Source organism: Pontibacter sp. LHS2 (assembly GCF_058932845.1).
Genome location: NZ_JBZYWG010000001.1, coordinates 1360222 through 1382455, shown reverse-complemented (window position 1 = coordinate 1382455; position 22234 = coordinate 1360222). Strand labels below are relative to the sequence as shown.

At 46.9% G+C, this 22234-nt stretch carries 22 protein-coding genes and 1 tRNA gene; 20 read left to right on the top strand and 3 right to left on the bottom strand.

Annotation, left to right across the window (positions count from 1 at the left end):
• Nucleotides 1–80 precede the first annotated feature (80 nt).
• The 11 genes from AC5FX6_RS06015 to AC5FX6_RS05965 all read left to right on the top strand — a co-directional run bounded on the left by AC5FX6_RS06015 (nt 81) and on the right by AC5FX6_RS05965 (nt 9798).
• Complete coding sequence (locus tag AC5FX6_RS06015) at nt 81–1304, top strand: GAF domain-containing SpoIIE family protein phosphatase (protein WP_493596117.1); 1224 nt, start codon at nt 81–83, stop codon at nt 1302–1304.
• 83 nt (nt 1305–1387) lie between these two features.
• Nucleotides 1388–2080: a polysaccharide deacetylase family protein gene (locus AC5FX6_RS06010; RefSeq protein WP_493596116.1), complete on the top strand. Its 693-nt coding sequence runs from the start codon at nt 1388–1390 to the stop codon at nt 2078–2080.
• The gene (locus tag AC5FX6_RS06005) at nt 2077–3168 is read left to right on the top strand and encodes a glycosyltransferase (RefSeq protein WP_493596115.1); all 1092 of its coding nucleotides are present in this window, start codon (nt 2077–2079) and stop codon (nt 3166–3168) included. The genes AC5FX6_RS06010 and AC5FX6_RS06005 overlap by 4 nt, the downstream gene beginning before the upstream one ends.
• Before the next feature lie 77 nt (nt 3169–3245).
• A complete protein-coding gene (locus AC5FX6_RS06000) occupies nt 3246–4013 on the top strand; it encodes a TatD family hydrolase (protein WP_493596114.1) in 768 nt (255 codons plus the stop codon).
• Between the two features lie 3 nt (nt 4014–4016).
• Nucleotides 4017–5081 carry an asparaginase gene (locus tag AC5FX6_RS05995; protein WP_493596113.1) on the top strand — a complete coding sequence of 355 codons (1065 nt, stop codon included), beginning with the start codon at nt 4017–4019 and terminating at the stop codon, nt 5079–5081.
• An 81-nt stretch (nt 5082–5162) separates the two neighbouring features.
• Nucleotides 5163–5250, top strand: a tRNA-Ser gene (locus tag AC5FX6_RS05990).
• A gap of 251 nt (nt 5251–5501) precedes the next feature.
• Nucleotides 5502–6716, top strand: coding sequence for a site-specific integrase (locus tag AC5FX6_RS05985; protein WP_493596112.1), 1215 nt, complete (start codon nt 5502–5504; stop codon nt 6714–6716).
• Between the two features lie 102 nt (nt 6717–6818).
• Nucleotides 6819–7340, top strand: coding sequence for a hypothetical protein (locus AC5FX6_RS05980; protein ID WP_493596111.1), 522 nt, complete (start codon nt 6819–6821; stop codon nt 7338–7340).
• A complete protein-coding gene (locus AC5FX6_RS05975; RefSeq protein WP_493596110.1) occupies nt 7330–8010 on the top strand; it encodes a nucleotidyl transferase AbiEii/AbiGii toxin family protein in 681 nt (226 codons plus the stop codon). The genes AC5FX6_RS05980 and AC5FX6_RS05975 overlap by 11 nt, the downstream gene beginning before the upstream one ends.
• A gap of 477 nt (nt 8011–8487) precedes the next feature.
• Entirely contained in the window at nt 8488–8784 is a 297-nt protein-coding gene (locus AC5FX6_RS05970; RefSeq protein ID WP_493596109.1) for a hypothetical protein, read from the top strand.
• 6 nt (nt 8785–8790) lie between these two features.
• A complete protein-coding gene (locus AC5FX6_RS05965) occupies nt 8791–9798 on the top strand; it encodes a type II toxin-antitoxin system antitoxin SocA domain-containing protein (protein ID WP_493596108.1) in 1008 nt (335 codons plus the stop codon).
• A gap of 291 nt (nt 9799–10089) precedes the next feature.
• Here the strand turns inward: AC5FX6_RS05965 and AC5FX6_RS05960 are convergent, their stop codons facing one another.
• Nucleotides 10090–10857, bottom strand: coding sequence for a helix-turn-helix domain-containing protein (locus AC5FX6_RS05960; RefSeq protein WP_493596107.1), 768 nt, complete (start codon nt 10855–10857; stop codon nt 10090–10092).
• A 580-nt stretch (nt 10858–11437) separates the two neighbouring features.
• On the opposite strand from AC5FX6_RS05960, the gene AC5FX6_RS05955 reads away from it, so the two are divergent.
• Nucleotides 11438–11605, top strand: coding sequence for a hypothetical protein (locus tag AC5FX6_RS05955; protein WP_493596106.1), 168 nt, complete (start codon nt 11438–11440; stop codon nt 11603–11605).
• A gap of 271 nt (nt 11606–11876) precedes the next feature.
• Here AC5FX6_RS05955 and AC5FX6_RS05950 read toward each other — a convergent pair whose 3' ends face one another.
• Nucleotides 11877–12188 carry a hypothetical protein gene (locus AC5FX6_RS05950; protein WP_493596105.1) on the bottom strand — a complete coding sequence of 104 codons (312 nt, stop codon included), beginning with the start codon at nt 12186–12188 and terminating at the stop codon, nt 11877–11879.
• A gap of 120 nt (nt 12189–12308) precedes the next feature.
• Here AC5FX6_RS05950 and AC5FX6_RS05945 point away from each other — a divergent pair, with 120 nt between their 5' ends.
• The 6 genes from AC5FX6_RS05945 (at nt 12309) to AC5FX6_RS05920 (ending at nt 17040) form a co-directional block, all read left to right on the top strand.
• Nucleotides 12309–12479 carry a hypothetical protein gene (locus AC5FX6_RS05945; protein ID WP_493596104.1) on the top strand — a complete coding sequence of 57 codons (171 nt, stop codon included), beginning with the start codon at nt 12309–12311 and terminating at the stop codon, nt 12477–12479.
• A gap of 532 nt (nt 12480–13011) precedes the next feature.
• Complete coding sequence (locus AC5FX6_RS05940) at nt 13012–14439, top strand: phage tail-like protein (protein ID WP_493596103.1); 1428 nt, start codon at nt 13012–13014, stop codon at nt 14437–14439.
• A 55-nt stretch (nt 14440–14494) separates the two neighbouring features.
• On the top strand, nt 14495–15703 hold the full coding sequence (locus AC5FX6_RS05935; RefSeq protein ID WP_493596102.1) for a T9SS type A sorting domain-containing protein: 1209 nt from the start codon (nt 14495–14497) through the stop codon (nt 15701–15703).
• Nucleotides 15704–16185: 482 nt separating this feature from the next.
• Nucleotides 16186–16332 carry a hypothetical protein gene (locus AC5FX6_RS05930; protein ID WP_493596101.1) on the top strand — a complete coding sequence of 49 codons (147 nt, stop codon included), beginning with the start codon at nt 16186–16188 and terminating at the stop codon, nt 16330–16332.
• Nucleotides 16333–16489: 157 nt separating this feature from the next.
• Nucleotides 16490–16654 carry a hypothetical protein gene (locus AC5FX6_RS05925; RefSeq protein WP_493596100.1) on the top strand — a complete coding sequence of 55 codons (165 nt, stop codon included), beginning with the start codon at nt 16490–16492 and terminating at the stop codon, nt 16652–16654.
• Nucleotides 16655–16758: 104 nt separating this feature from the next.
• Nucleotides 16759–17040, top strand: a complete 282-nt coding sequence (locus tag AC5FX6_RS05920) for a hypothetical protein (RefSeq protein ID WP_493596099.1) — start codon at nt 16759–16761, stop codon at nt 17038–17040.
• A gap of 335 nt (nt 17041–17375) precedes the next feature.
• Here AC5FX6_RS05920 and AC5FX6_RS05915 read toward each other — a convergent pair whose 3' ends face one another.
• Entirely contained in the window at nt 17376–17855 is a 480-nt protein-coding gene (locus AC5FX6_RS05915; protein WP_493596098.1) for a DUF6036 family nucleotidyltransferase, read from the bottom strand.
• Between the two features lie 1692 nt (nt 17856–19547).
• On the opposite strand from AC5FX6_RS05915, the gene AC5FX6_RS05910 reads away from it, so the two are divergent.
• Together AC5FX6_RS05910 and AC5FX6_RS05905 are read left to right on the top strand one after the other, a co-directional pair.
• Entirely contained in the window at nt 19548–21740 is a 2193-nt protein-coding gene (locus AC5FX6_RS05910; RefSeq protein ID WP_493596097.1) for a PAS domain S-box protein, read from the top strand.
• Nucleotides 21733–22146, top strand: coding sequence for a response regulator (locus AC5FX6_RS05905; RefSeq protein WP_493596096.1), 414 nt, complete (start codon nt 21733–21735; stop codon nt 22144–22146). The genes AC5FX6_RS05910 and AC5FX6_RS05905 overlap by 8 nt, the downstream gene beginning before the upstream one ends.
• Nucleotides 22147–22234: the final 88 nt, after the last annotated feature.

Genomic DNA, 22234 nt, shown 5'->3' with positions numbered 1-22234 from the left:
GTATATACCTGCGTGACAGGTATAACTGGCGGCAGAGCTCCCACGTGCGGGTTTTCCGTCACCCTAAACTATGAAACCGAATGTCTGATATAGTCGCTCCGAACATACAGCAAGAGTTAAATCTCAAGAAGCTGGAGTTATCGGCCCTGTTGGAAATTACGCAGGCGATTAACGACAACCTGCCTGAAGACGCGCTTTACAAAATCTACCGCTTTACACTGCTGGCCCAGTTGCAGATCAACCGACTGGCTCTGTTTGTACATGACGAAAAGTGGGAATGCAAAGTAAGTTTCGGCACCGATCTGGAAGCCGCCAAGCAACAACTGCCTGAAGCCATCCTCGAACTGAAGGAAATCACCCGCATGTCCAAGCTGAGTGTGGACAAGCGGTGGCGCAATTTTGAGATCGTGATCCCGATCATGCACAACGGCAAAATGCTTGCTTTCGTGATGATCGGAAAGATTCAGCCTTATTATACCAATATTGAGGCGCTGAACTTTGTGCAGACTGTGAGTAACATCATGCTGGTAGCCATCGAAAATCACCGCATGGCCCGCCAGCGACTGGCGCAGGAGTCGATCCGTAAAGAAATCGAGATTGCCCGTGAGGTGCAGTCTATGCTCTTCCCGAAGAAGCTGCCTAATGACAAAGACGTCGCTATTCACGCGAGTTACATTCCTCACTCATCCATTGGCGGCGACTACTACGATTTTATTGAGATAGACCAGGACCAGTTTCGGTTCTGCGTAGCCGACGTATCAGGTAAGGGCGTACCAGCCTCCCTGTTGATGTCGAACTTTCAGGCGGGTCTGCGAACTATTCTCCGGCAGAACTCTGATCTGAACACGGTGGTGTCAGAACTGAACCATCTGATCTACCGCAATGCGATCGCAGAGAAATTCATTACGACTTTTCTGGCCATTTTCAACCGCAAAACCCGCGAGTTAAGTTACGTCAATGCCGGCCACAATGCTCCGGTTTTGCTGTACGAAAATAACACACACGACCTGCTCAATGACGGCTGCACCATGCTGGGCGTTTTTGATGTACTTCCATTCATGAACGTAGGTAAGATCCAGGTGCCGCACAATGCCGTGCTGCTTTGCTATACCGATGGCTTGACGGAGGTATTTGACGAAGACGAATCAGAGTTTGGAATTGAGGGCACGATCGAGTTTTTGCAGAAGAACCGTTTCCTGAGCTCCAAAATGCTGCACTTACAGCTACTCAACGCCATCAACCTCTACAACGAAGAATCTTCCTTCAGTGATGATATTACCTTGCTGTCGTGTAGGTTTAAGTAGGTGTTAAATTGTTGAGTGGTTAAAGATCATCTGCATAAAAGGAATGGGCGTGATAGAATAAACCATTTTTTGACCTTCATTATTTGCTGTCGAATAAGCAACACTCAACAAATCAGCCACTCAATCATCTGACAATTCAATTGCTCCGCCTCTACAAGACACCCGCCTTGCTTCGCAGACTTTTGCCCGGCTATACCTGGCGGCGGGAAGAAAACGGGAAGGTGCTATACCTGACTTTCGATGATGGGCCTATACCTGAAGTCACCCCCTGGGTGCTGGAGCAATTGGATGCATTCAAAGCCAAAGCGACCTTTTTTGCCGTGGGTGACAACCTGGTCAAGCATCAGGGTATAGCAGAACAGATAGTAGCAGAGGGGCACCGCCTGGCAAATCACACACACAATCACCTGCGCGGCTGGGAAACATCGCTGGAGGACTATCTCCAAAATGTGCAGCAGTGTCAGCTGCAACTCGAAGCACTCTTCCCGGATACAACGCAACTCAAACTGTTCAGGCCACCTTATGGCCGCATCACCATGAAACAGGCAGCGGCACTGCGTCCCGATTATGAATTGATCATGTGGGATGTGCTTACCAATGACTATGACCAGTCGTTGCGTCCCGAAAAATGCCTGAGCGAAGCCATTCGCTGTACCCAAAGCGGTAGTATCATCGTATTCCACGACAGCCTGAAAGCTCAGCGAAACATGCAATACGCCCTGCCCCGATTTTTAGACTATTTTACCGCACAGGGCTATACCTTCCAGACCCTATGATGGTATCCGTTGCCTACTTTGTAATTTACTTTATCGTATTTGCAGCGCTCCTTCTGTTGCTGCTCTTAAACCGGCGGCGCTATACCTCATCAGTGGTTGACTTTCCTCAGGTAAGTATCCTGATCGCCGCCCGCAACGAAGAGCATAATATTCTGGCTTGTCTTCAGGCCATAACCGCACTCGATTACCCGCAAGAGAAAATAGAAGTGCTGATCGGGGACGATGGCTCCACAGACCAAACCCGTACGCTGGTTGCAACATATATAAAAGATAAACCAAACTATACCTGTATCCCGATCACCGACACAGTAGGGAAGGCGAGGGGCAAAGCCAATGTATTGGCACAGCTGGCACGTAAGGCCACATCCGATATCTTTCTGTTCACGGACGCTGACATACAAGTACCCCCGTCCTGGATAAAGGCAATGCTGGCAGGACTGGACGAAAAGGTAGGAGTAGTGACAGGGCTGACCACTGTGACGGGCAACAGACTGTTTGACAAAATGCAGCGCATGGACTGGCTGTTTTCGATAGGGCTAATGCAGGTATTCAGTGACTTGAACATGCCGGTAACAACCATGGGCAACAACATGCTGCTCACCCGCAAGGCGTACGAAGAAGTGGGAGGTTTTGAGAATATTCCTTTCTCGATCACAGAAGACATTGCTATTTTTAACCAGATACTGAAACGCGGCTTTGGATTCCGAAACCTGTATAACTGCGATGTGCTGGCTTTGTCAGCACCCGTCTCTAGCTATGGCTCTCTCTTAGAGCAACGAAAGCGATGGATGCGTGGCTCGGTATACATGCCGAAGTACATGTTTGCGCTATTTGTGCTGCACTCAGCTTACTACCCCGTGCTGATCCCTTTCTTTTTTAAAGCCTCTTTAGGTATAGCGCTCAGCATCGCGGTGGTAAAGCTATTGCTCCAAAGTTTGTTCATGCACATCTGTTTGAAACGCCTGCACCGCAGCGCTCCATGGTGGCATTACATCCTGTTTGAGCTATACCTGTTAGTAACCACTTTCATCCTGATCCTGTACTTCTTCCTGCCTACCAAAGTGAAATGGAAGGGGAGGAAGTATTAGGAGTTTATACTTCTCCTTGCAGCCTTAGCCATTAGTTCGGACCTTTGCAGGAGTTTTTTTGATAGAGACCGAAATACATGACTTTAATTGATTCGCACGCACATATCTATTCAGAGCAATTTAAGCAGGACCGTGACGAGTCACTGGCACGGGCGCTGGAAGAGGGCGTAGAGAAAATCTACATGCCCAACATCGACCATACTTCCATTGATGTGATGCTGGAGACGGAGGAAAAACACCCAAACCAATGCATCGCCATGATGGGGCTTCACCCAACTTCAGTGAATAAGGAATTTGAGAAGGAGCTATACCTGGTAGAGGAGTGGCTGGGCAAGCGGCAGTTTGCGGCTGTAGGTGAGTGTGGCATTGACCTGTATTGGGACAAGACTTTTCTGCCGCAGCAACAGGAGGCGTTGAAGGTACAGGTGCAGCTGGCCAAAAGATACCAGCTTCCCATTGTGTTGCACACCCGCGATTCATTTGACGAGACTTACGAGATCATTGCCGCTGCGCAGGATGGAAGTTTGACAGGTATATTCCATTGTTTTTCGGGTACCGTGGAGCAGGCGGAAAAGGTGAAAGAACTGGGTTTTCTGATGGGTATTGGCGGTGTGGCGACCTTCAAAAATGGTGGTCTTGACAAGGTGCTGCCGCATGTGAGCCTGGACAGCCTTGTGCTTGAAACCGACTGCCCATACCTGGCTCCTGTGCCGCACCGTGGCAAACGCAACGAGCCTGTATACCTGCCGCTGGTGGCCCGCCGGGTAGCCGAACTGATGCAGAAACCATTGGAAGAAGTGGCGCAGACCACGACCCAAAACGCACTGAACCTATTCAAACTGTAAGCCATGGATGTAGTTAAAACAAATATCGATACTGCCGCGCCTGCGCACCCGGAGGCCTCCATACTCATCATTTATACGGGCGGTACAGTGGGGATGGTGTATGATGAAAAGCACAGCCTGGTGCCTTTCAACTTCAGTCAGATACTGCAAAAGGTACCTGAACTGAGCAACTTTAAGTACATGCTGACGGTGCTGAGCATAGAGCCCGCCATCGATTCCTCTAATGTAGCTCCAAGTGACTGGTTGATGTTGGCTAATCTGATCCGCGATAACTACGCCGATTACGATGGCTTTGTCGTGCTGCATGGCACCGATACCATGGCCTACAGTGCTTCAGCCCTTAGCTACCTGCTCGAAAACCTGGAGAAGCCTGTGATCTTTACAGGGGCTCAGGTGCCGATCGGTCGTACCCGCACCGATGCGCGCGCCAACCTGATTTCAGCCTTGCAGATCGCCGCTACGAAAGTAAATGGCAAAAGTATTGTGCCCGAGGTGTGCATCTATTTCCATAACCTGTTGATCAGAGGAAATAGAGCTAAGAAGGTAGAGAGTCGTCATTTCAATGCGTTTAAGTCAGAAAATTACCCACTGCTGGCTAAGGCCGGCATTAGCATCGATTTTTATGAAAGTGCCATTTTGCCACATCCGGAGAAACCGCTGCATGTGCACCAGCAACTGGATGACAATGTGGCGATCCTAAAGCTTTTTCCGGGTATAACGCCTCAGGTCATGCGGAGCGTGCTGGAAGCGCCCGGACTGCGTGGTGTCGTATTGGAAACATTTGGGGCAGGCAATGCCCCTACCTCAGGCTGGCTGCTTGAAATGCTGGAAGGTGCCATATCAAGAGGCATTTATATCCTGAACGTATCGCAGTGCGACGAAGGTAGGGTAGACCAGGGACGTTACGAAACCAGCAAATTCCTGCTTAATATGGGCGTGATCGGGGGTGACGACATCACCACAGAGGCGGCCATTACGAAACTTATGTTCGTGTTGGGACTCGACTTGCCGGCAACACAAACCCGTGAGCTGTTGTCCAGTAACCTGCGCGGCGAGATCTCCATCTAGCCTGGTTAATATATTTATAAGGTATAGGAGCGCAAAAGTTTGCGATAGTGGTTCTAAATGGCGTATATTTGCACCCATTAAAGAGAGCTGTCCGAGTGGTCGAAGGAGCACGCCTGGAAAGTGTGTATACCCCAAAAGGGTATCAAGGGTTCGAATCCCTTGCTCTCTGCTGGTAGGAATACCAAAATCAACTAAAAGCCTGCAAATCAAGTGATTGCAGGCTTTTTTGTTTTTACCGGCCTCCTAAGTTTTGCACCTTTTCAGGTAATTTAGGTGAGTTGTCCGGTGAGTTGCTTTAAAGTCTCCATTGACTCACCGAATAGATATGTAACTCATTGATACACAAGATGTACAGAGGCTGTATGTCTTGACTGCGGCTGACTGCAAGGCTATTTTTGTATAACCTTTTAAGTCACTGTTATGAGCATCAATTTTAGTCTCCTCTTTTACCTAAAGAAACCGAAGAACTACCTAACAGGCCCTGTGCCGATCTATTTACGTGTTACTGTGGCCGGCAAACGAGCCGAATTAGCAACAAGCAGGTCCGTTGAGCCTGAAAGGTGGATCTCTCCCGCGGGTCGCGCCATGGGCACGAAGGCTGCATCCAAATCCTTGAACACTTACCTGGACAATCTGCAGGCGAAGGTGTACGAGGCACACCGTCAGCTGGTAGAGGCTGGACTGCCGCTGACTGCGGAGGCCATCAAGAACAAGTTTCTGGGGAAAGTAGAAAAGGGTAAGACGCTGCTGGAGGTATTCTGCGAGCACAACCGGAAAATGGAGGCACTAGTAGGGGAAGAGTTTGCCCCCGGCACCCTGGAGCGCTACACCACTTCTCTACGCCATACCCAGGATTTTGTGAGATGGAAGTATGCAGCCGAGGACATCGATGTGCGGCAGGTAGATCATGCTTTTGTCACGGATTATGAATTCTACTTGCGCAGCGTGCGCAAGTGCTCCAACAATACGGCCGTCAAGTACATCAAGAACTTCGGAAAGATCATCCGCATCTGCCTGGCCAATGGGTGGATCGCTATTAACCCCTTTCTTAACTACAAGGCCAAACTTCGGAAGGTGGAGCGCGCTTATCTTTCTGAGGAGGAACTACAGCAGATAGCATCCAAAGGGTTCGTCTCCGAGCGCCTGACCCAGGTGCGAGACATTTTCCTGTTCAGCTGCTACACCGGTCTTGCCTATGTGGACGTGCAGCAGCTGAAGCGTGCGGATATCCAAACGGGAGTGGACGGGGAGCAGTGGATCTTCAAGAACAGGCAGAAGACGGACACTCCTTCCCGCATACCGCTCCTGCCGATGGCCCTCACTATTCTGGAGCGCTACCAGGATCATCCACAATGTTTGTATGAGGATAGGTTGTTGCCTGTGCTTAGCAACCAGAAGATGAATGCCTATCTGAAGGAAATAGCTGACGTGTGCGGGATAAGTAAACAGATGACCTTCCACACTGCACGCCACACTTTTGCCACCACTGTCACGCTTTTGAATGGCGTGCCCATGGAGAGCGTGTCCAAGATGCTGGGCCATACCAATCTTAAAACCACGCAGCACTATGCCAAAATACTGGATGTGAAAGTAGGGGAGGATATGCAAAGGCTGCGGGAGCGGCTGAAGCTGTGATGGTGAGTAGGTATGTCCCATTTAATGTTTAGCACAACTAATAATTTCTATATATCAGCATTAATTCTTAATTTGCAATTCGCGAATTAAGAATTAAGAAATATGAAAAAACATGGCGGCATGCGTCCGCAGGACATTACCATCCTGCTTAACATCACGGTAAAAGGTGATGCGCCCTGGATGATGAAGGATTTAGCCCATGAACTGGGCATCAGCGCGTCAGAAGTGTCAGAATCGCTCCACAGGTCCTACATGGCGGGGCTGATCGACAAGCCTAAGCGGAAAGTGATGCGCCATGCCCTGCTCGAGTTCCTTGTCTATGGGGTGCGCTACGTATTCCCGCAAGAACCCGGCGCCATGGTAAGGGGAGTGCCTACTGCCATCAGCGCACCTCCCTTGAATAAGCTTATCATGAGCAGTGAAAAGCTGGTCTGGCCGTATGCCAAGGGCACGGAAAGAGGGCAGGCGATAGAGCCGCTCTATCCTTCAGTGGTAGAGGCCTGCATTAACAATCCCGAGCTGCATGAGCTTTTGGCGTTGGTGGATGCGCTTCGGGTAGGGAGGGTACGCGAGCGGGAGCTGGCAAAGGTTGAACTTGAAAAGCGAATTTTAGATGGACGGTAAAGCAATAAATATAGAGACCATCAGGAAGGTAGCCATTGGGCTGAAGGAGCTGCGGCAGAGAATGGTGTTTGTGGGAGGGGCCACGCTTAGCTTGTATGCCGATGATCCTGCAGCCGATGCCGTGCGGCCGACAAGCGACATAGATATAAGCATATCATTGGCAGGCTATGGTGAATGGAGCGTACTTCAGGAGCGGCTGCAGGAACTAGGGTTTTATCCCGATCCTGCAAGCAAAGTCATCTGCCGTTTCACCTACGAGGGCATCACGATTGATGTGATGCCGGACGATGCGGGCATACTCGGCTTCTCTAACCCGTGGTATCAGCCGGGCTTGGAAGAGTCGGTTGAAGTGTTGCTGACAGATGATGTGAAAATAAATATCCTGCCGGTTTCTTATTTCCTGGCGACAAAGTTCGCTGCCTTTCACAGCCGGGGAGGCGATCCACGGAGCAGCCATGACTTTGAAGACATTGTTTATGTCACGGATAACAGGCTGAAACTGGTTGAGGAAATTGCAAGTGCTCCCAATGAGGTCAGGGCTTATCTGCAGGATGAATACAAACAAATCTGGGGCAGCCGCTACCGGGAAGAGATCTTGGGATGCCATTTGTCTGAAGCTGACAGGCTACCGCTGTTGGAGGAGAAGATTGAGCAGATACTGCAACTATAAATCTGCCGATGGAGAGCGTCTCCAAGGTGCTGGGCCACACCAACATCAAGACCTTATCGGCCTCTTTCCTCAGGGAAAGGAGGTAGGCAATGAAAATTAGTAAAAGGGAAGAAAGAGATGGGTTTCAACAGTCAGCGTTTTGCATTAACAAGACCAACGTTTTCAACAGTATGATGCAAGTACGCATTATTATCGAAAAGACGGATGACCCTTATTGCGCCTAAGCCGAAAATATGAAGGGTATTATGATTGAGGGGAAACAGTCGCGGAGGCTAAGCAGTCCGTGATGGATGCCATTAGGCTCTTAAAGCAGCATAGTTGAGGATCATGTCCCGACTGTTCTAAAGGGAGAGTATCAGTTGGTTTACAGGTTCCACTCAGTAAGCTAGTTGAGCTATTACAATAGTATCTACGAATTAATTTACAACTTCAAAGTCTATTTAATGTAATAATTTTAATGGTATTGCAACTATAAAGTTGAAAAAAATCATACTCTTTCGCGATGAGCGGCCCAAAAACGCACAGGACCTGTTGAACCTGGAGATTACCCCGGCATCCAGAACTGAGACGATAGAGCATCTTGAGCCGGAGGACTACAGTGAGGGGCCGCTAGATGTTAGGTTATTTGGAATAGCCAGTATGTGGGTGTTCGGGAAGAAGGAAAAAAAGCAGGAAATATACATTAAGATTTCTATGGGAAGGCCAAGCTCCAAAGTAATCTGCATCTCTTTTCATAAGGCAGCCCACCCGATGCATTACCCTTTTAAGAAATAATAAGCGATGGAAAGTCCGATTACAGGCAAGGAAATGAAGTTGGCCACAGAGCCAACGGTATTGTCTTTTCGCAAGGAAAAGTTTGAGGTGGTATACCATTACTACCTGTGCGAAGACAGCGGGGAGCAGTTCACAGACGAGTTGCTGGATACGATTAACCTCAACCAGGTACACAACCAGTACCGTGAGAAGTACGGTATTCCATTTCCGGATGATATAAAATCCATCCGCGAGCAGTATGGGGCATCGGCCAGCAAGATGTCTCTGATTCTTGGCTTCGGTGCCAACCAGTATCGGCTGTATGAGACTGGAGAGGTTCCGTCTGTGGCCAACGGCCGGCTAATCTTAGCGGTAAGGGAGCCACAAGACTTCATCAAGCAGGTAAAAGCGAGCGAGCAGCTGTTGGATTCTAAGGACGCGGCAAAGCTTATGCATCGAACTGAGAAGATCATGGAGGCGCGGCAGCACAATCTGTGGAACCTGCTTCTGACGGAGCGGATTTTTAAAAACGAAATTGCTAATGCGCTCTCTGGCTACAGAAAGCCGGACTTTGAGCGGATCGCGCAGATTATCAGTTTTCTGACAGAGGGTAAGGAAGACATTAACAAGACCAAGCTCAACAAGTTGCTGTTCTACGCTGACTTCGGGTGTTTCAAGAAAGCGGGTGTGTCCATGACAGGCATCACCTACAGAGCCATACCGCTGGGACCGGTGCCGGCCGAGTATGATAAGCTATACATGAAGCTCGCTGATGACGGGCTCATTAAGGTTACTCCCAAGTTAATCAGGGACTACCATGCAGAAGTGTTCCAAGGGATGAAAGACTTTGACTCCTCTAAGTTCAATTCACTTGAAGTAGAGGTATTGGAGAGTGTTAAGAAAAGATTCTCTCATTTATCTATTAAGAAATTAGTGGAGCTTAGCCACGAGGAGAGTGCCTGGCTTGAAAACCATGAGAGCAGAGAACTTATAAATTATCAGAATTTTGCTTTCGGTCTAAAGCATCTTAATTAAAAAGAGTTGACCATAGACAAAATGATTTTAGTGCTATACGCGGAAAAAAGATAAGCTACTCTAGTCAGATCATTTACATGATGGTTGGCCAAGCTAAAATAAAAAGGCCTACTAGAGCAATCTAATAGGCCTTTTTAGTAAGCCAAGTAATTGAATTATAGAACCTTATCCACAATAATCTGGCTGCTTTAGAAGATTATTTCAGCTAGGAAAGGTGCTGAGGTGAAATTCACAGTTTTAAAAGATTAGATTGCTATCACAAATGTTGCTCATTTACCCCATTCTATTTCGTTACTCACTTTGTGTAACACCCAATAGTTTTTTCACATAGCGGTTAAAAAATGAACGGCTGCTGAAATCCATTTGATCGGCAACTTCAGAAATAGTGAGGTTCTTGTTTTGTAAAAGGAGGATGATGCGCTCCTTGGCGAAGCGTTGGATCCATTCAGAAGCCGTGATTCCGGATGACTTTTTACAAATCTGGTTGAGGTATTTTGGAGTGATGTTCAACTGATTGCTGTAAAACTGTACTTCACGCTCTGTTAAGCAATGCTCCTGTGCCAATTGCATGAACCGCTCATACAACGTTCCGGTTTGCAGGGTGTGTTTCCGTCTTTCATATTCGTTGGCAAAGATGTGCCACATGTCGAGAATGAACAGTTGCATCTGTAAACTCAGGGCTTCGTCGTAAAAACGATGATCGTTTTCCAAAGAGCGATCACTCAGCCACTTAAAGTTAGAAAGGATTTTTTGCCTGTCATTTTTGCCATGGATTGTTTTGACTGGATAAGCCCTGGAATGAAGCAGGGCATTGATACTCCAGCCCTGGTCGGGCAGCTTGTTGTTCAGAAAATCTTTTTCTACCAGCAATACCGTCGCCTTAAAGCTTTTTGAAAGCTGCAAATCTGAAAGTCTGCTCTCGGCAAACCAAAATAGAAATTCCCCTCTTCCGCACTCCATCTGCTGGTCGTTGAACATAAACCTGATGCTTCCACGATGGCAGAACAAGTGGGTATGGTAAATCTTTTGGAAATGCGTGGGAAAGTCGCCAACACTCATTAGGCTTAGTAAAACAACTTTTATTTTTTTTCATCTGCCATAGATTAGAACCTTTCTACTAAGATAGGTGATATCTGACATTATTGCCGAATTATGTGTAACAATTGATACTTAATTATATTTTCACTTTGTGAATATCAATTTGATACGATATGCATACATCAAGCAAAGATATATTTGAAAGATTAAGGAAAGGGTAGACCGTCAGTCCGAATGATCCTCAGAGTAGCAGTTTGCGTGAAGCATCTTACGCTACGATGGAGTTAGTCCAAAAAATGAATAATTCCAGTAATCCGGAGGAAATTAGAAATGTTCTGGGTCTGATCACTGAAAGTGAAATAGATACGTCAACGGCACTATTTCCACCCTTATATATCAACTACGGGAAGAATACCAGGGTCACTGTTTTATTTCCTTGCATACCTACAGTTATATCATTAAGAAATCGCAGGAGTGCAACGGGGCATGTTGCAAATAAGTAGGGGGCACTCTTTTATAATAATCGTGTATTTTGGCGGCTAAACTTTTCGCTTTTTGAGACTGTACAGCAAAAAGGCGGACGTTGTCAGGCTGAGAGACCATGCAGCATCCTTTGTCGTCTTCACTCGTGTTCACAGAGCCAATTCACGACTTAATCTTTATTTTCGAGAATTATCTCCTGGTGAGAGGTCCTGTAGCGCCGGGAGAAATCCACCTGAGTAAAATTGTGCTAAACGTTATCTTCAACGTACTGCCTATCCTGGTGTAACGGTACAACTGGAACAGACTTCTTCGCTCGTTAAACAACGTATATCATAAACTACCATTGCCAGCAGTGCTGTGTTAACATAAAATGCTTTCAGGCAAAACACTAAACTTACTTAATAAACAGTAACAGAATAGACATTCTTGAATTATCTGAAAACACGAACCCTGTATTACACTGCTTGCTCTAACCAGTTGATGGCATCTTGTTTGTTTGGGAAATTAAGAAGTTGGAATGGGAGGGGATGCGCTTCCGATAAATGCTTTATATTCGCTTATGCTGTTTTCTCCACTTTTTCGGTTGGGGATTGAACGCGGGCCACTTTCTGGATGCGTGTCTGCATCACCCCTGCTGCCAGATAAAAAGCTATTTCCCTGCTTTCCTCTTCTGTCACATCCACAAGCGTGCGAGTCGAATCAAGCAGCAGCCTTTTGATGTCATAGGATTTGATGATGTCCACCATGATATCAATGGTGTACTTGATTTCTGAAAGCAAGTACTGCTGCAAATCTGGGTATTCGGCTGCGATGATGTCCGTGGCAGGGTTATAATCTAATTTGATGATGCTGTTTTCGAATAGAATCATATAGGTTCGTATATACCTTGCAATATAACAAATGGTTTTTGTGCAGTGCAAAACAAATCAAACTCACATGTCCCATGCTTACAAGTACGGCCTGGAAACTCAGTCAAGCATCCATTACGCATGCCACTACTCGTAGATTTGCTGAATTGTAGAACTGCATCCAACGACAGAAACAAAAAACCGAGGCTGGTAATCGTGATAGTCTTCTTTGGCGCAGAGGAACTGAATCTGCACCAACGTGAGTTCAAGGTAACCATGCGGGAGGAAAGCAGTCTTATTAGCCGTTCATAGGACCTCATAAGCAATTTGATCCCATCGGATAATGCGCAATTTGTGTCAACTAGGCATTGTAACTAAAGAAGATGATTTACCTTGCTTAGGAGCTGAGACTGGTCAAAAAAAGCTTCTTAAGAACCTACGTCATTGCCACTTTACAAGTAATGGACAGGGATCATGTGCTGCTTTCTTAGTTGCATCAGCCAGTGACGCTTTTTCGGCTCACTTATATCTCGGTCAGCCTTTCTTTGTCACCCCAATAGCACCGTCCCTTCGCCATGCCATAAACTACACATTATTGTGCTTCCACAAGACCCGGTTACCCGATCCTGCTTGTGGACTAAGCGAGCATATTTTATAAAGGATTTGTAAAATATTGAGCTCAATGCTTTTTTTTTATTCTTCTGAAATACCATATTTGCAGCCATAAATTGCACATGTGCTTTGGATTAGAGTTATATGTTTATTTTGTTGTGTTTATCTTGAATTGTATTTTATGTATTCGTGGCTGTTGCCAATAGCTACAAGTGAATTTAATGACATACTTATGAAGAGAATCTTTACAAAAGTTTGCCTTTCGATACTGTTAGCACTATTTTACTCTGCCACATCCCTCGCGCAGGGAATTGGAATCAGCGAAACAGGGGCCTTGCCTGACCCTAAGGCTATACTGGATATCGCCTCCTCAAGCAAAGGTCTGCTCATTCCCCGTATGAGCAGTGCCGAGCGCGATGCCATCGAACAGCCGCCGGTGGGGCTGCAGCTCTACAACACGACAACCAATACCATTGATTTGTACCGAGGTAGTGGCTGGCAGAGCCTTGGCTTTGGGGAAGAATCGCTCAACATGGTACGGGTGAACTCACTGGCTGACCTTCCTGCACCACAGGGGGAAGCTATTACGCTGGATTCTGAGAAGGTATACATTTTTTCCGGTATTATCGATCTGCAGAGTAATTACCTAAACCTAAACGGGGCGGCCATCAAGGGGGAATTCCCGGAGAAGGACGGCGTAACCTCCACTGTGAACGGTGCCATCGTACGTAGTAGTGACAAACACGTGTTCATAGAGAAATTGGCGATTATCATTCCTGACGGAGCAACCAGTGCCCTGCAGTTGAGTGATGCCACGGGGGAGATGCTATGCACGATCTTCCCAGGCACCAACATAGTTGAGTCTGGTGGGACTAGTCAGGGAGTGGGAAGTATCAGCGGGTTTAAATACATAGCTATCTCCAGCAACTATTGGCGCTGTGCCGATGGCGTGAAGATAGACGGTGTCGTGGGAGAGTTCACCTTCTTCCACAACATTATCTCTGGCATTACGGCAGGCAATGGAGTGGAGTTTATGCCTGGGCTCTCGATCGACGCTATTGATATCTCAAATAACTATTTTACCTACATTGGTCAAGTGGGCATTAAAAGTGGTGCGATAGACTTCAACCATGCCCGTCTGATGACGAACATGTTCAGTAATGTAGGTACGCCCACCGAAGGTTTCGACAGCACTACCCCCGGCTGGGAAATGCGGCAGAACGCTGGTGTGCCGGACAGCCGGGTTTACGGTTCCCTACATATGAATGACAATAGCATGATGACAGCTGTAGTGCAGAACGAGTCCAGTAAGGTCGCAGGTTCTACTACCTCCGTTAAGTTGGAGCGCTTCACTGCCACAGAGGATAACCGGTTGCAATACGTGGGCCGCTACCCCATCTCGGGCAAGGTCTATGTAGGTGCCGCAGGGGAGGGGCCTGCGGGAAGCAGTAACGACGTCAAAATCATGATTGCCAAGAACGGCGTGGTGGTGCCGGCCCCAGCGGCGGGTATCCGTAACCTCAGTTCACAGCAGAGTTTCCACCTATCTTTCGTAGCCGAAGTGGACTTGGTGCCAGGAGATTACCTGGAAGTCTTCGTGCGTACCAACTTTACCAATAGGCTGCTTATTTCAGACTTGCAATTGAGGGTAACGGATTAGTCAGGGCGTTATGTTTAGACTTAGAAGTATTTTAGGGGTCCTATTGTGTGGGGTGATGAGTCAGCTGTTGCTGGTTCAGCCCACATCAGGGCAGGGTAAAGTGGTGCTGGACGGGGCGGTGATTCGCCTGCATGGGGGCGCTTCTCTTGTCGTGCAGAATCCTGATCCGGGTGCTATCACACGCAAAAGAGGCTATATTCTTGCGGAAGATGCGCCCAGCAGCTTACGCTGGAGCACCGGGATTGGAAAGTATGAGGTGCCTTGGGGCACGGTAAGCGGGGAATATATTCCCTTTGGCTTCACCCTGCAGGAAGGGAAAGGACCGGGGGTGTTTATTCTGTCGACATATGGAACGGGCTGGCGCAACAATGCGTCTCTTCCAGCCGGTGTACCTACGATTGAGCGGGGGGGGGCAGACCACTCGGGGGAAATGGTAGATCGCTTCTGGCGCTTTGAGCCAGCGGGTTTTGAGGAAACACCAGAGGTGAGCTACCTTTCGTTTACTTACAAGGAGAGCGAGGTAACGGCGGACGGAAACACCATCGATGAAAGTAGGTTACAGGCTTACAGATGGAATGATGTGTTGCAGGCATGGGATGATTACAGTCCTGGGGGCGAGGTGGATATTCAGCGCCACACTTTCGTTACCGGAGCTATAGAAGCAGAGGAGCTTCATCAGTGGTGGTTTTTAGCCTCCAGTGCTCCCACAGTCCCCTTGCCTGTGGAGCTGCTGTTCTTCCGCGCCACAGTCTCGGCGCATACCGTACGGCTGCATTGGTCTACCGCCTCAGAAAGGGACAATGCCTACTTCGCAGTAGAGCGAAGCCCAGACGCTCGGCGGTTTGAGGAAGTACTTCGGGTTGCAGGAAGAGGTACTAGCAGTCTCTCTTTTGACTATCACGCTAGTGATGCTCCTCAAGGTACAGGCACATTCTATTACAGGCTCCGTCAGGTGGACTTGGACGGAGCCGAATCCTTTTCCTCGGTAGTGGCCGTAACACTGAAAGAAAGCGGACAGGAAAGCGCGCGTGTCTATCCAAACCCAAGTCACTCGGGTAGGTTCTTCATCGGCCTGAGGCCGTGGGAGGTGCGATTTGTCAGACTTTACACGCTAACGGGCAAAGCGGTTCCCATACAGCTAACACACCATGAAGAGTATTTGAGACTGGATATGGTTGTAGGTGAAAGCGTAGCACCCGGTATTTACCTGCTTCACATCGTGAGGGAGCATGGGACAGAAGTAGTGAAAGTACTGGTACAGTGAGCTTATATAAATTACGTGGGAGGTTAAAATACCGCTTCGGTATACGTCGTAAGGAGAAAATCCCTTATGTCATCTCCACCAATTATTTGGCTTCGAAGGCACTTCTAGATGCCAAATAATATATCGCCACTTATACTTGATATACTTCAGCAGTTGTGAATTAGGCAGGCTGTGGAATATTCTGTTTGACAGTAGCTGTAAAGGAATACTTATTTTCCTGCACCAACACCTGACTTACTCCCCGAGAAATAGCAGCCGCTGATTTGAAATGTGCCCAGTGTCATCCGCAATTTTACGGGCTCTGTGCCTTTTATGGAATAATTTTCTACACAACATTTTAGTATCCTAAGAATAGCGGCATGGTCTTTACGCATGAAGAGAGTCAACTGTTTGACGTTAGAATGGTAGGCACAAAACAAACCGGCTGCTTCAAAACCGTCCATTTTCAGCAAGCTGACATGCAATAGGGCTATGTTAGAGGTATGATCATCGAAGAGCTTGCAGACCAGATCCATGTCGCTATCAGCTTCCAGGGAAGCCCTGTAGGCGCTAAAGCTATTGGTAACTTTCTTAAAGACTTTCCCGATAAAGGGCAAGGTGCTTGCTGGCAGCGCTTTTATGGACTATGATGACCGATGAAATGGTAGACTAACCCGGTTTAAAACGATGTGAGTTTCATTAATGGAGGTAGCGTGCGAGAAAATTTTTTCACAAGTTGGGTCAGGCTTGTGAAAAAGCAGGGATGGGAAAAGGGATATTGATCCTGTATCAAAATCTTGTCAAGCTATGTCAGTCAAAATCATCACGAAAGAAGATCTGCACGCTTTCCATCGGCAGCTGCTGGAGGATCTGTCCAAGTTGATTGGAAAGCAGCAAACCGAGACGCCGGGTAAAGTGCTCAAATCCGCCGATGTGCGGCGCCTGCTTCAGATCTCCCCCGCCACGCTGTAAAAACTGCGGATCGACGGCACCCTGCCGTTCACCAAGGTAGGCGGCACCCACTATTACCGCCTAGAGGATATCAACAGACTGCTCAACGGAAAGCAGGGCAGGTCATGATGCTTGCGCTGCACCTGAGATGCTTTTATGCAAAGGCTGGCCGGGACATGCGCCTGCGCTGGCCGCACCTGAGCCTGTATATGGCGCTGCTGGCCCAGGGCTGGGAAGCTCCCTTCCAGGTAAGGCGGAAAGAAGTGATGCTGTGCGCCCGCATAAACTCCCGCGTCACGTATCATCGCTGCATGCTGGATCTGGCCGCCTGGGGGTATATCCGCTACCAGCCGTCTTATGACCCCGGCTCCAAAAGCCAGGTGTACATCATGCCCTTGGGAGGTTAAGCTGTTGTGGAGATCTGTATTGGGGGGCTATGGAATATAGGCAGAGAGGCAAACAACGCAGGTACTGCATACAAAGTCAACATGACACAAGAAGGGCTACCGGGTTATACCGGGAGGCTCTTCTTATGACTGTACTCCTTAAAGTGTGTGAGTTGGTATGCACGTAGACTGAAGGTCCCTCCAGGGATGGAGCCTGGAGCCGGTATAAGCTGAAAAAGCTGGCATCAAACCGGATCAGAAATGTGTTCTACTGGAGTAGGAGTACAGCGCTGGGTGGCAACAAAGTAAAGTGTTGGGGAGGAGCAACAGGGTATAGTAAAACTTAGGTGGTTATGCTAGAGTCTACGACCTTTTTTCTGCTGTTGCTTAGGTTTGACCTGTACCTCCTCTATATCACTTATGTCGCGAGCCCTGCCTACCGCTTTCTTGTTTTTAATAAAGTCTCTTAATCCAATATAAGATACCTGCAGCCCCTCCAAATCGACCACTTCCCTGTTACCGTAAGCTTCCTTGAAAGAAACACCATCTATCGTGTTAAGTATATCGATTCGAAGCGGGGGATAGCCAATTTGAGTGACATAGCCTTCCTTTAGGAAGTCTTCTCTTTCAAAACCCAACGACGCTAGTCCAAAGTCTTTGAGCACATGGAGCATGCGCCCAGCATTTTCCTCAGTGACGCCGATCCAGATGTCCAGATCACCTGTATGTCGGGGCCTGCCGTGGAAAGCCAGCGCATACCCGCCCACCACCAGGTAATCCACCTGGTGCTTATTTAGAAGTTCAATGAATTCCTCAAAGTCTCTAGCTAATACCATGGGAGAGTTTTCTTACAGAAACAGCAGTACGGTCAAGCCTCTGGCCAAGCTTGATGTATTGGGAGATAATGAAAGTGACAGCCTCCATTCGTTCTTTAGGTGATCGGCTAAGCCAGAAAAGAAGGTCATCCTGTTCATCAATTTCTTTCATCGGACCCTTTCGGGCTACTGCCTGTATGCGCCTCATTGCCTGTATCTATTTAGGGATAATGGACCTTTGCCCTATACAAATATACTGAATTTACGATTACCATGTTGTGAGAAACTAACGTTTGCTCAACGTGTGGCTAAGGGATGCATACTTTGTCTAAAGTAGAAGTGCTGGGGAGGTACATACATTTATCATAGGCAGTAGGGCAGGTACAGCATACAAAGTAAACATGACACAAGTTGGGCTATCATGTTATACCGGATGGTATCTCTTGTGGAAAGAATCACTTAATAGGTGATTTGTCTGTCCGGATGTTCAGGACTCATATAGAGGCTGCTAATTGAAGCGTTTTAATATAGGAGCAAAGGGACGCAATTGTTCTAAACATTGCACCAATTATTTAAGACTAATGAAGCTTTGAGGAATTGATGTTGGCTCCATGACCTATGGTAAATTTATATCATAGACCTTTCGATTGTCTGTTAAATCAGTATTTTTTGCATGAGAATTAAGATATGCCTAAGATTAGAAGGTTGCGCGCAGGGCAAAAATCAAATCTGTTGGTGAGCTAAATTTAGAGTTGAAATTGAAAAAATGATGTGTAATTTTAAGTAGAAGCATTTGCAGCTAAACTGAGATAAATAAGTTAGTGCGTAATTCGGTGAGCAGGCTCGCGAAGAAAGAGTAAAGAGCAGCTGCTCACTTAAGTTGTCTAAGTTGCCATTGACTCATCCTCCTATGACAGCTATTGAGCTGAGCAAGAAACCCAATGTGGAAAATAGTGATGGATGAGTTTGCTGGTTAGGAATACTCTTAAAGCACGGGATAATCCTAAGTAAGGGCAAAATAAAAGGGCTGAAAATTATTTCAACCCTGAGTTGATTAGGCAGATAGATTTCAAGGGTAAAACAAACTTTAAAAAGTAAGGGCCTCACAGGCTGCTGGAATACTACCCTGTCGTGCATCTAATTTAATCTTGTCCAATGCCTTTCTCCTTAGCATGCACCTTGGTCTGCTCAAGACATGCCGTTTGCACTTTAGCCAGTTGAATGGCCCAAAAATACGATACATTGTATATTCTTCAATCGATATGACAGACATTCCATTAAAGGAATAGCCTAGTTAAGATTCTACGTGTTTTATGCGCTACTTTCTAAGGTGTGACTAAAGCTTATCATGAAAAACGTGACAAAAAAATAAAGGAACCAGTGTCGTGTTACATGTAAAGTTTTCGATCAATGCCGCTCCTTTTGCTCTTTATATTTGTACATATTTTTTTCAGAATCAAACAAGCGACTTCATTAAAATATTTAGAAGGTAGGGCAAGAATTTCTTAGTTGACCTACTTGGGTGATAATTGTTTTGAATATTCCAAAAACCTTAGAGTAGGGCATGTGCTGTCAGCTTTAAAGAATGCTCATATCTACGGCATTCTAAATAATTTCATATACAAGTAGTGTTTGCATGAAAGGCGATTATAGCTGTTAGCTTGGCTAACTTGAGTGGAATGTGATGGCAGGGATATGAGCCCTTTTTTAAATATGGAAAATGCATTAAAGTGTTCCGAGTTTTATTTGTCCTTGTTAGAAAATAGCAATGACCTTATTTCGATTATCGATTCACATGGAAATTACCAGTTCGTCGGCGGCTCGGTTAAGGCTTTACTAGGCTATTCCCCTGAGGAAATGATAGGTAGCTGCGCCTTTAGCTACATTCATGAGGAAGACAAGGCTGCCACAGCGGCAGCGCTCAATTCTTCCCTTGGAAGGCAACTCTCCAGTCTTCCCTATTTTAGGTTTAGGCACAAAGCGGGAGGGTGGCGATGGATGGATTGTACTATATCTAACATGGTTGACAATCCATTTATTAAGGGGTATGTTACCAATACCAAGGATATTACAGAGAGGGTGGAGGAAGAGCGGCGCAAACTGAGAGCGCAGGCTCACTATGAGTCCATGTTCTATAATCACCCGGATGCTGTTTTCGAACTAGACATGAATGGTTACTTTTCTAAAGTCAACAGCAGCGTGTCGAAATTGCTTGGCTATGAGGACAGCCAGATCTTAGGGTCTCATTTCAGTAAGTTTGTCCATGAGCAGTATTTAGCTTCGGCTACAGAGGCTTTTGTGAATACAATACAAGGGGAAAGCCGGTATCTTGAGCTGCAAGCTGTAAAGCGGGGGGGAGAGAAAGTATATCTGGGCATTACTGTAATGCCGGTTATTGTAGAGGGAGAGATTGTGAGCCTTCAGGGGATAGCCAAGAACATTACACTTCAGAAAAAGTTGGAGGAGGTGGAAAAGGAACAGGCCGAGCAACTTAGGAATATTATGGAGAGCGTGCCAGAGTCATTCTTTTCGATAGACCACAACTGGAATTTCATTTATGCCAATGCGCATTGTGCATCTTACATAGGGAAAAGTAGGCGCGAGATAGTAGGAAAATGCCTGTGGGAGGTGTACCCGGCCGCAGTTAGTCTAACTAAGTTTTACAGTGAGTGCATTAAAGTGATGCAGACCCGTCTACCTTCCTGTTTTGAAGAGTTCATAAGGTATGGGGACGGGAGGAAGCTGCATTTCCAAGTGTTTCCCTATCGCAGAGGGGTGAGCGTTCATTTTGTGGACATCACGGAAAAGGCGGCTGAGCAAGACAAGCTCAATAAGCTCTCACTCGTGGCAAGCAAAACAACGACCGGGGTAATGGTGTTGGACAAGTTCGGTAGGATTGAATGGGTGAACAGCGCCTTCGAAGAGACTACGGGCTATAGCTTAAAAGAGGCTTATTGGCAGTACCCTGGGGATTTGCTTGGAGGTGATGAAGCAGAAGGCCGGATGCAAGCCAAAATCCGAAATAAGATGACCAGGGGAAAACCCTTCAAGGGAGAAGTGCTCAATTACTCCAAAAATGGGCAGAAGATATGTTTCATATTAGAAATAATACCTGTGCTGGGGGAAGATGGTCAATTGGAAAAATACTTTTCATTTCGGTCCGAGGTCACGAAGTTAAGGGAGAAAGAGGAAGATTTGCTTAAAATCACTCGGGACCTCTCAAATCAAATCAATAACCTCCAGCAGTTCAGTTATATGGTTTCCCATAATCTCAGGGCACCAGCTGCAAATATCCAGGGGCTTGTAGCACTAATAGATATGGTACGGAAAGATACACCGGCATTTGATGAGGCGGTATCCAAGCTTGGGGAGGCCGCTGGTAAGCTCGACGTAGTCATACGCGATATGAACCACATCCTCTCGATTCGAGAGCAGAACAGCATGCTAAAAATGGAAGAGGTTCACATGTTAAGGGTCTGTGAGGAGGCATTAAGTAACGTGTTTCCCAAGCTACAGGGGGGCCACCATGCTGTGTCGTTGAACATTCAAGAGCACTTTACCCTGCGTTTGAACAGAGCCTATCTTTTGGAGTCGTTGAAGCTGCTTTTCTCAAACGCTGTGAAGTTCAGGCAAGCAGATAAGGACTTTGTGCTGCAGGTAGACTTACTTCAAAAGAAGGGGAAGGTGGAGCTGATCATCCGGGACAACGGGATCGGGATGGACATGAGCCTTGTCAACAATGATATATTTAAACTTTACAAAAGGTTTCATCATGGCTATGAAGGTAGGGGCGTAGGCCTGTTTCTAGTAAGAACCTACCTGTATGAACTTGGCGCGACTATCCGTGTGGAGTCGGCGCCAGCAAAAGGAACCGCTTTCAAAATAAAATTTAAAAACCATGCTTAATAAAATTTATGTAGTTGATGATGACTCGCTCTCGCTCTTCCTGATAAAAAACACTCTTGAAATATATAACATCAACTGCATAAGTACATGTTATATTGATGCTACAGAGGCTTTTGACCAGCTGGTTGAGGATGTAGTTACGGACAACATGCCGGACCTTATCCTACTTGATCTCAACATGCCTAAAATGAGCGGGTTTGAGTTCCTAAGAAAGCTTAGTTCTGTATGTGCGGTATTGGAAGTGGAGTGTTTCGTCGCCATTCTTACCTCCTCTGTAGACGAGAGGGAAGAGAAACGGAGCGCTGAAAACCCACTTTTGATTGGTTTTGTAGAAAAGCCACTGACTGCGAGGAATCTACATAATTTAGCGACCGCAATATCAAATAATAAGAGGGCTTCTGCCTGACTTTGTGTCGCGAAGAGACCAAATATAATTTATGCTGATCTAATAATGGGACATACTGTACAGAACCCCACGAATGCAGACTTCAGGA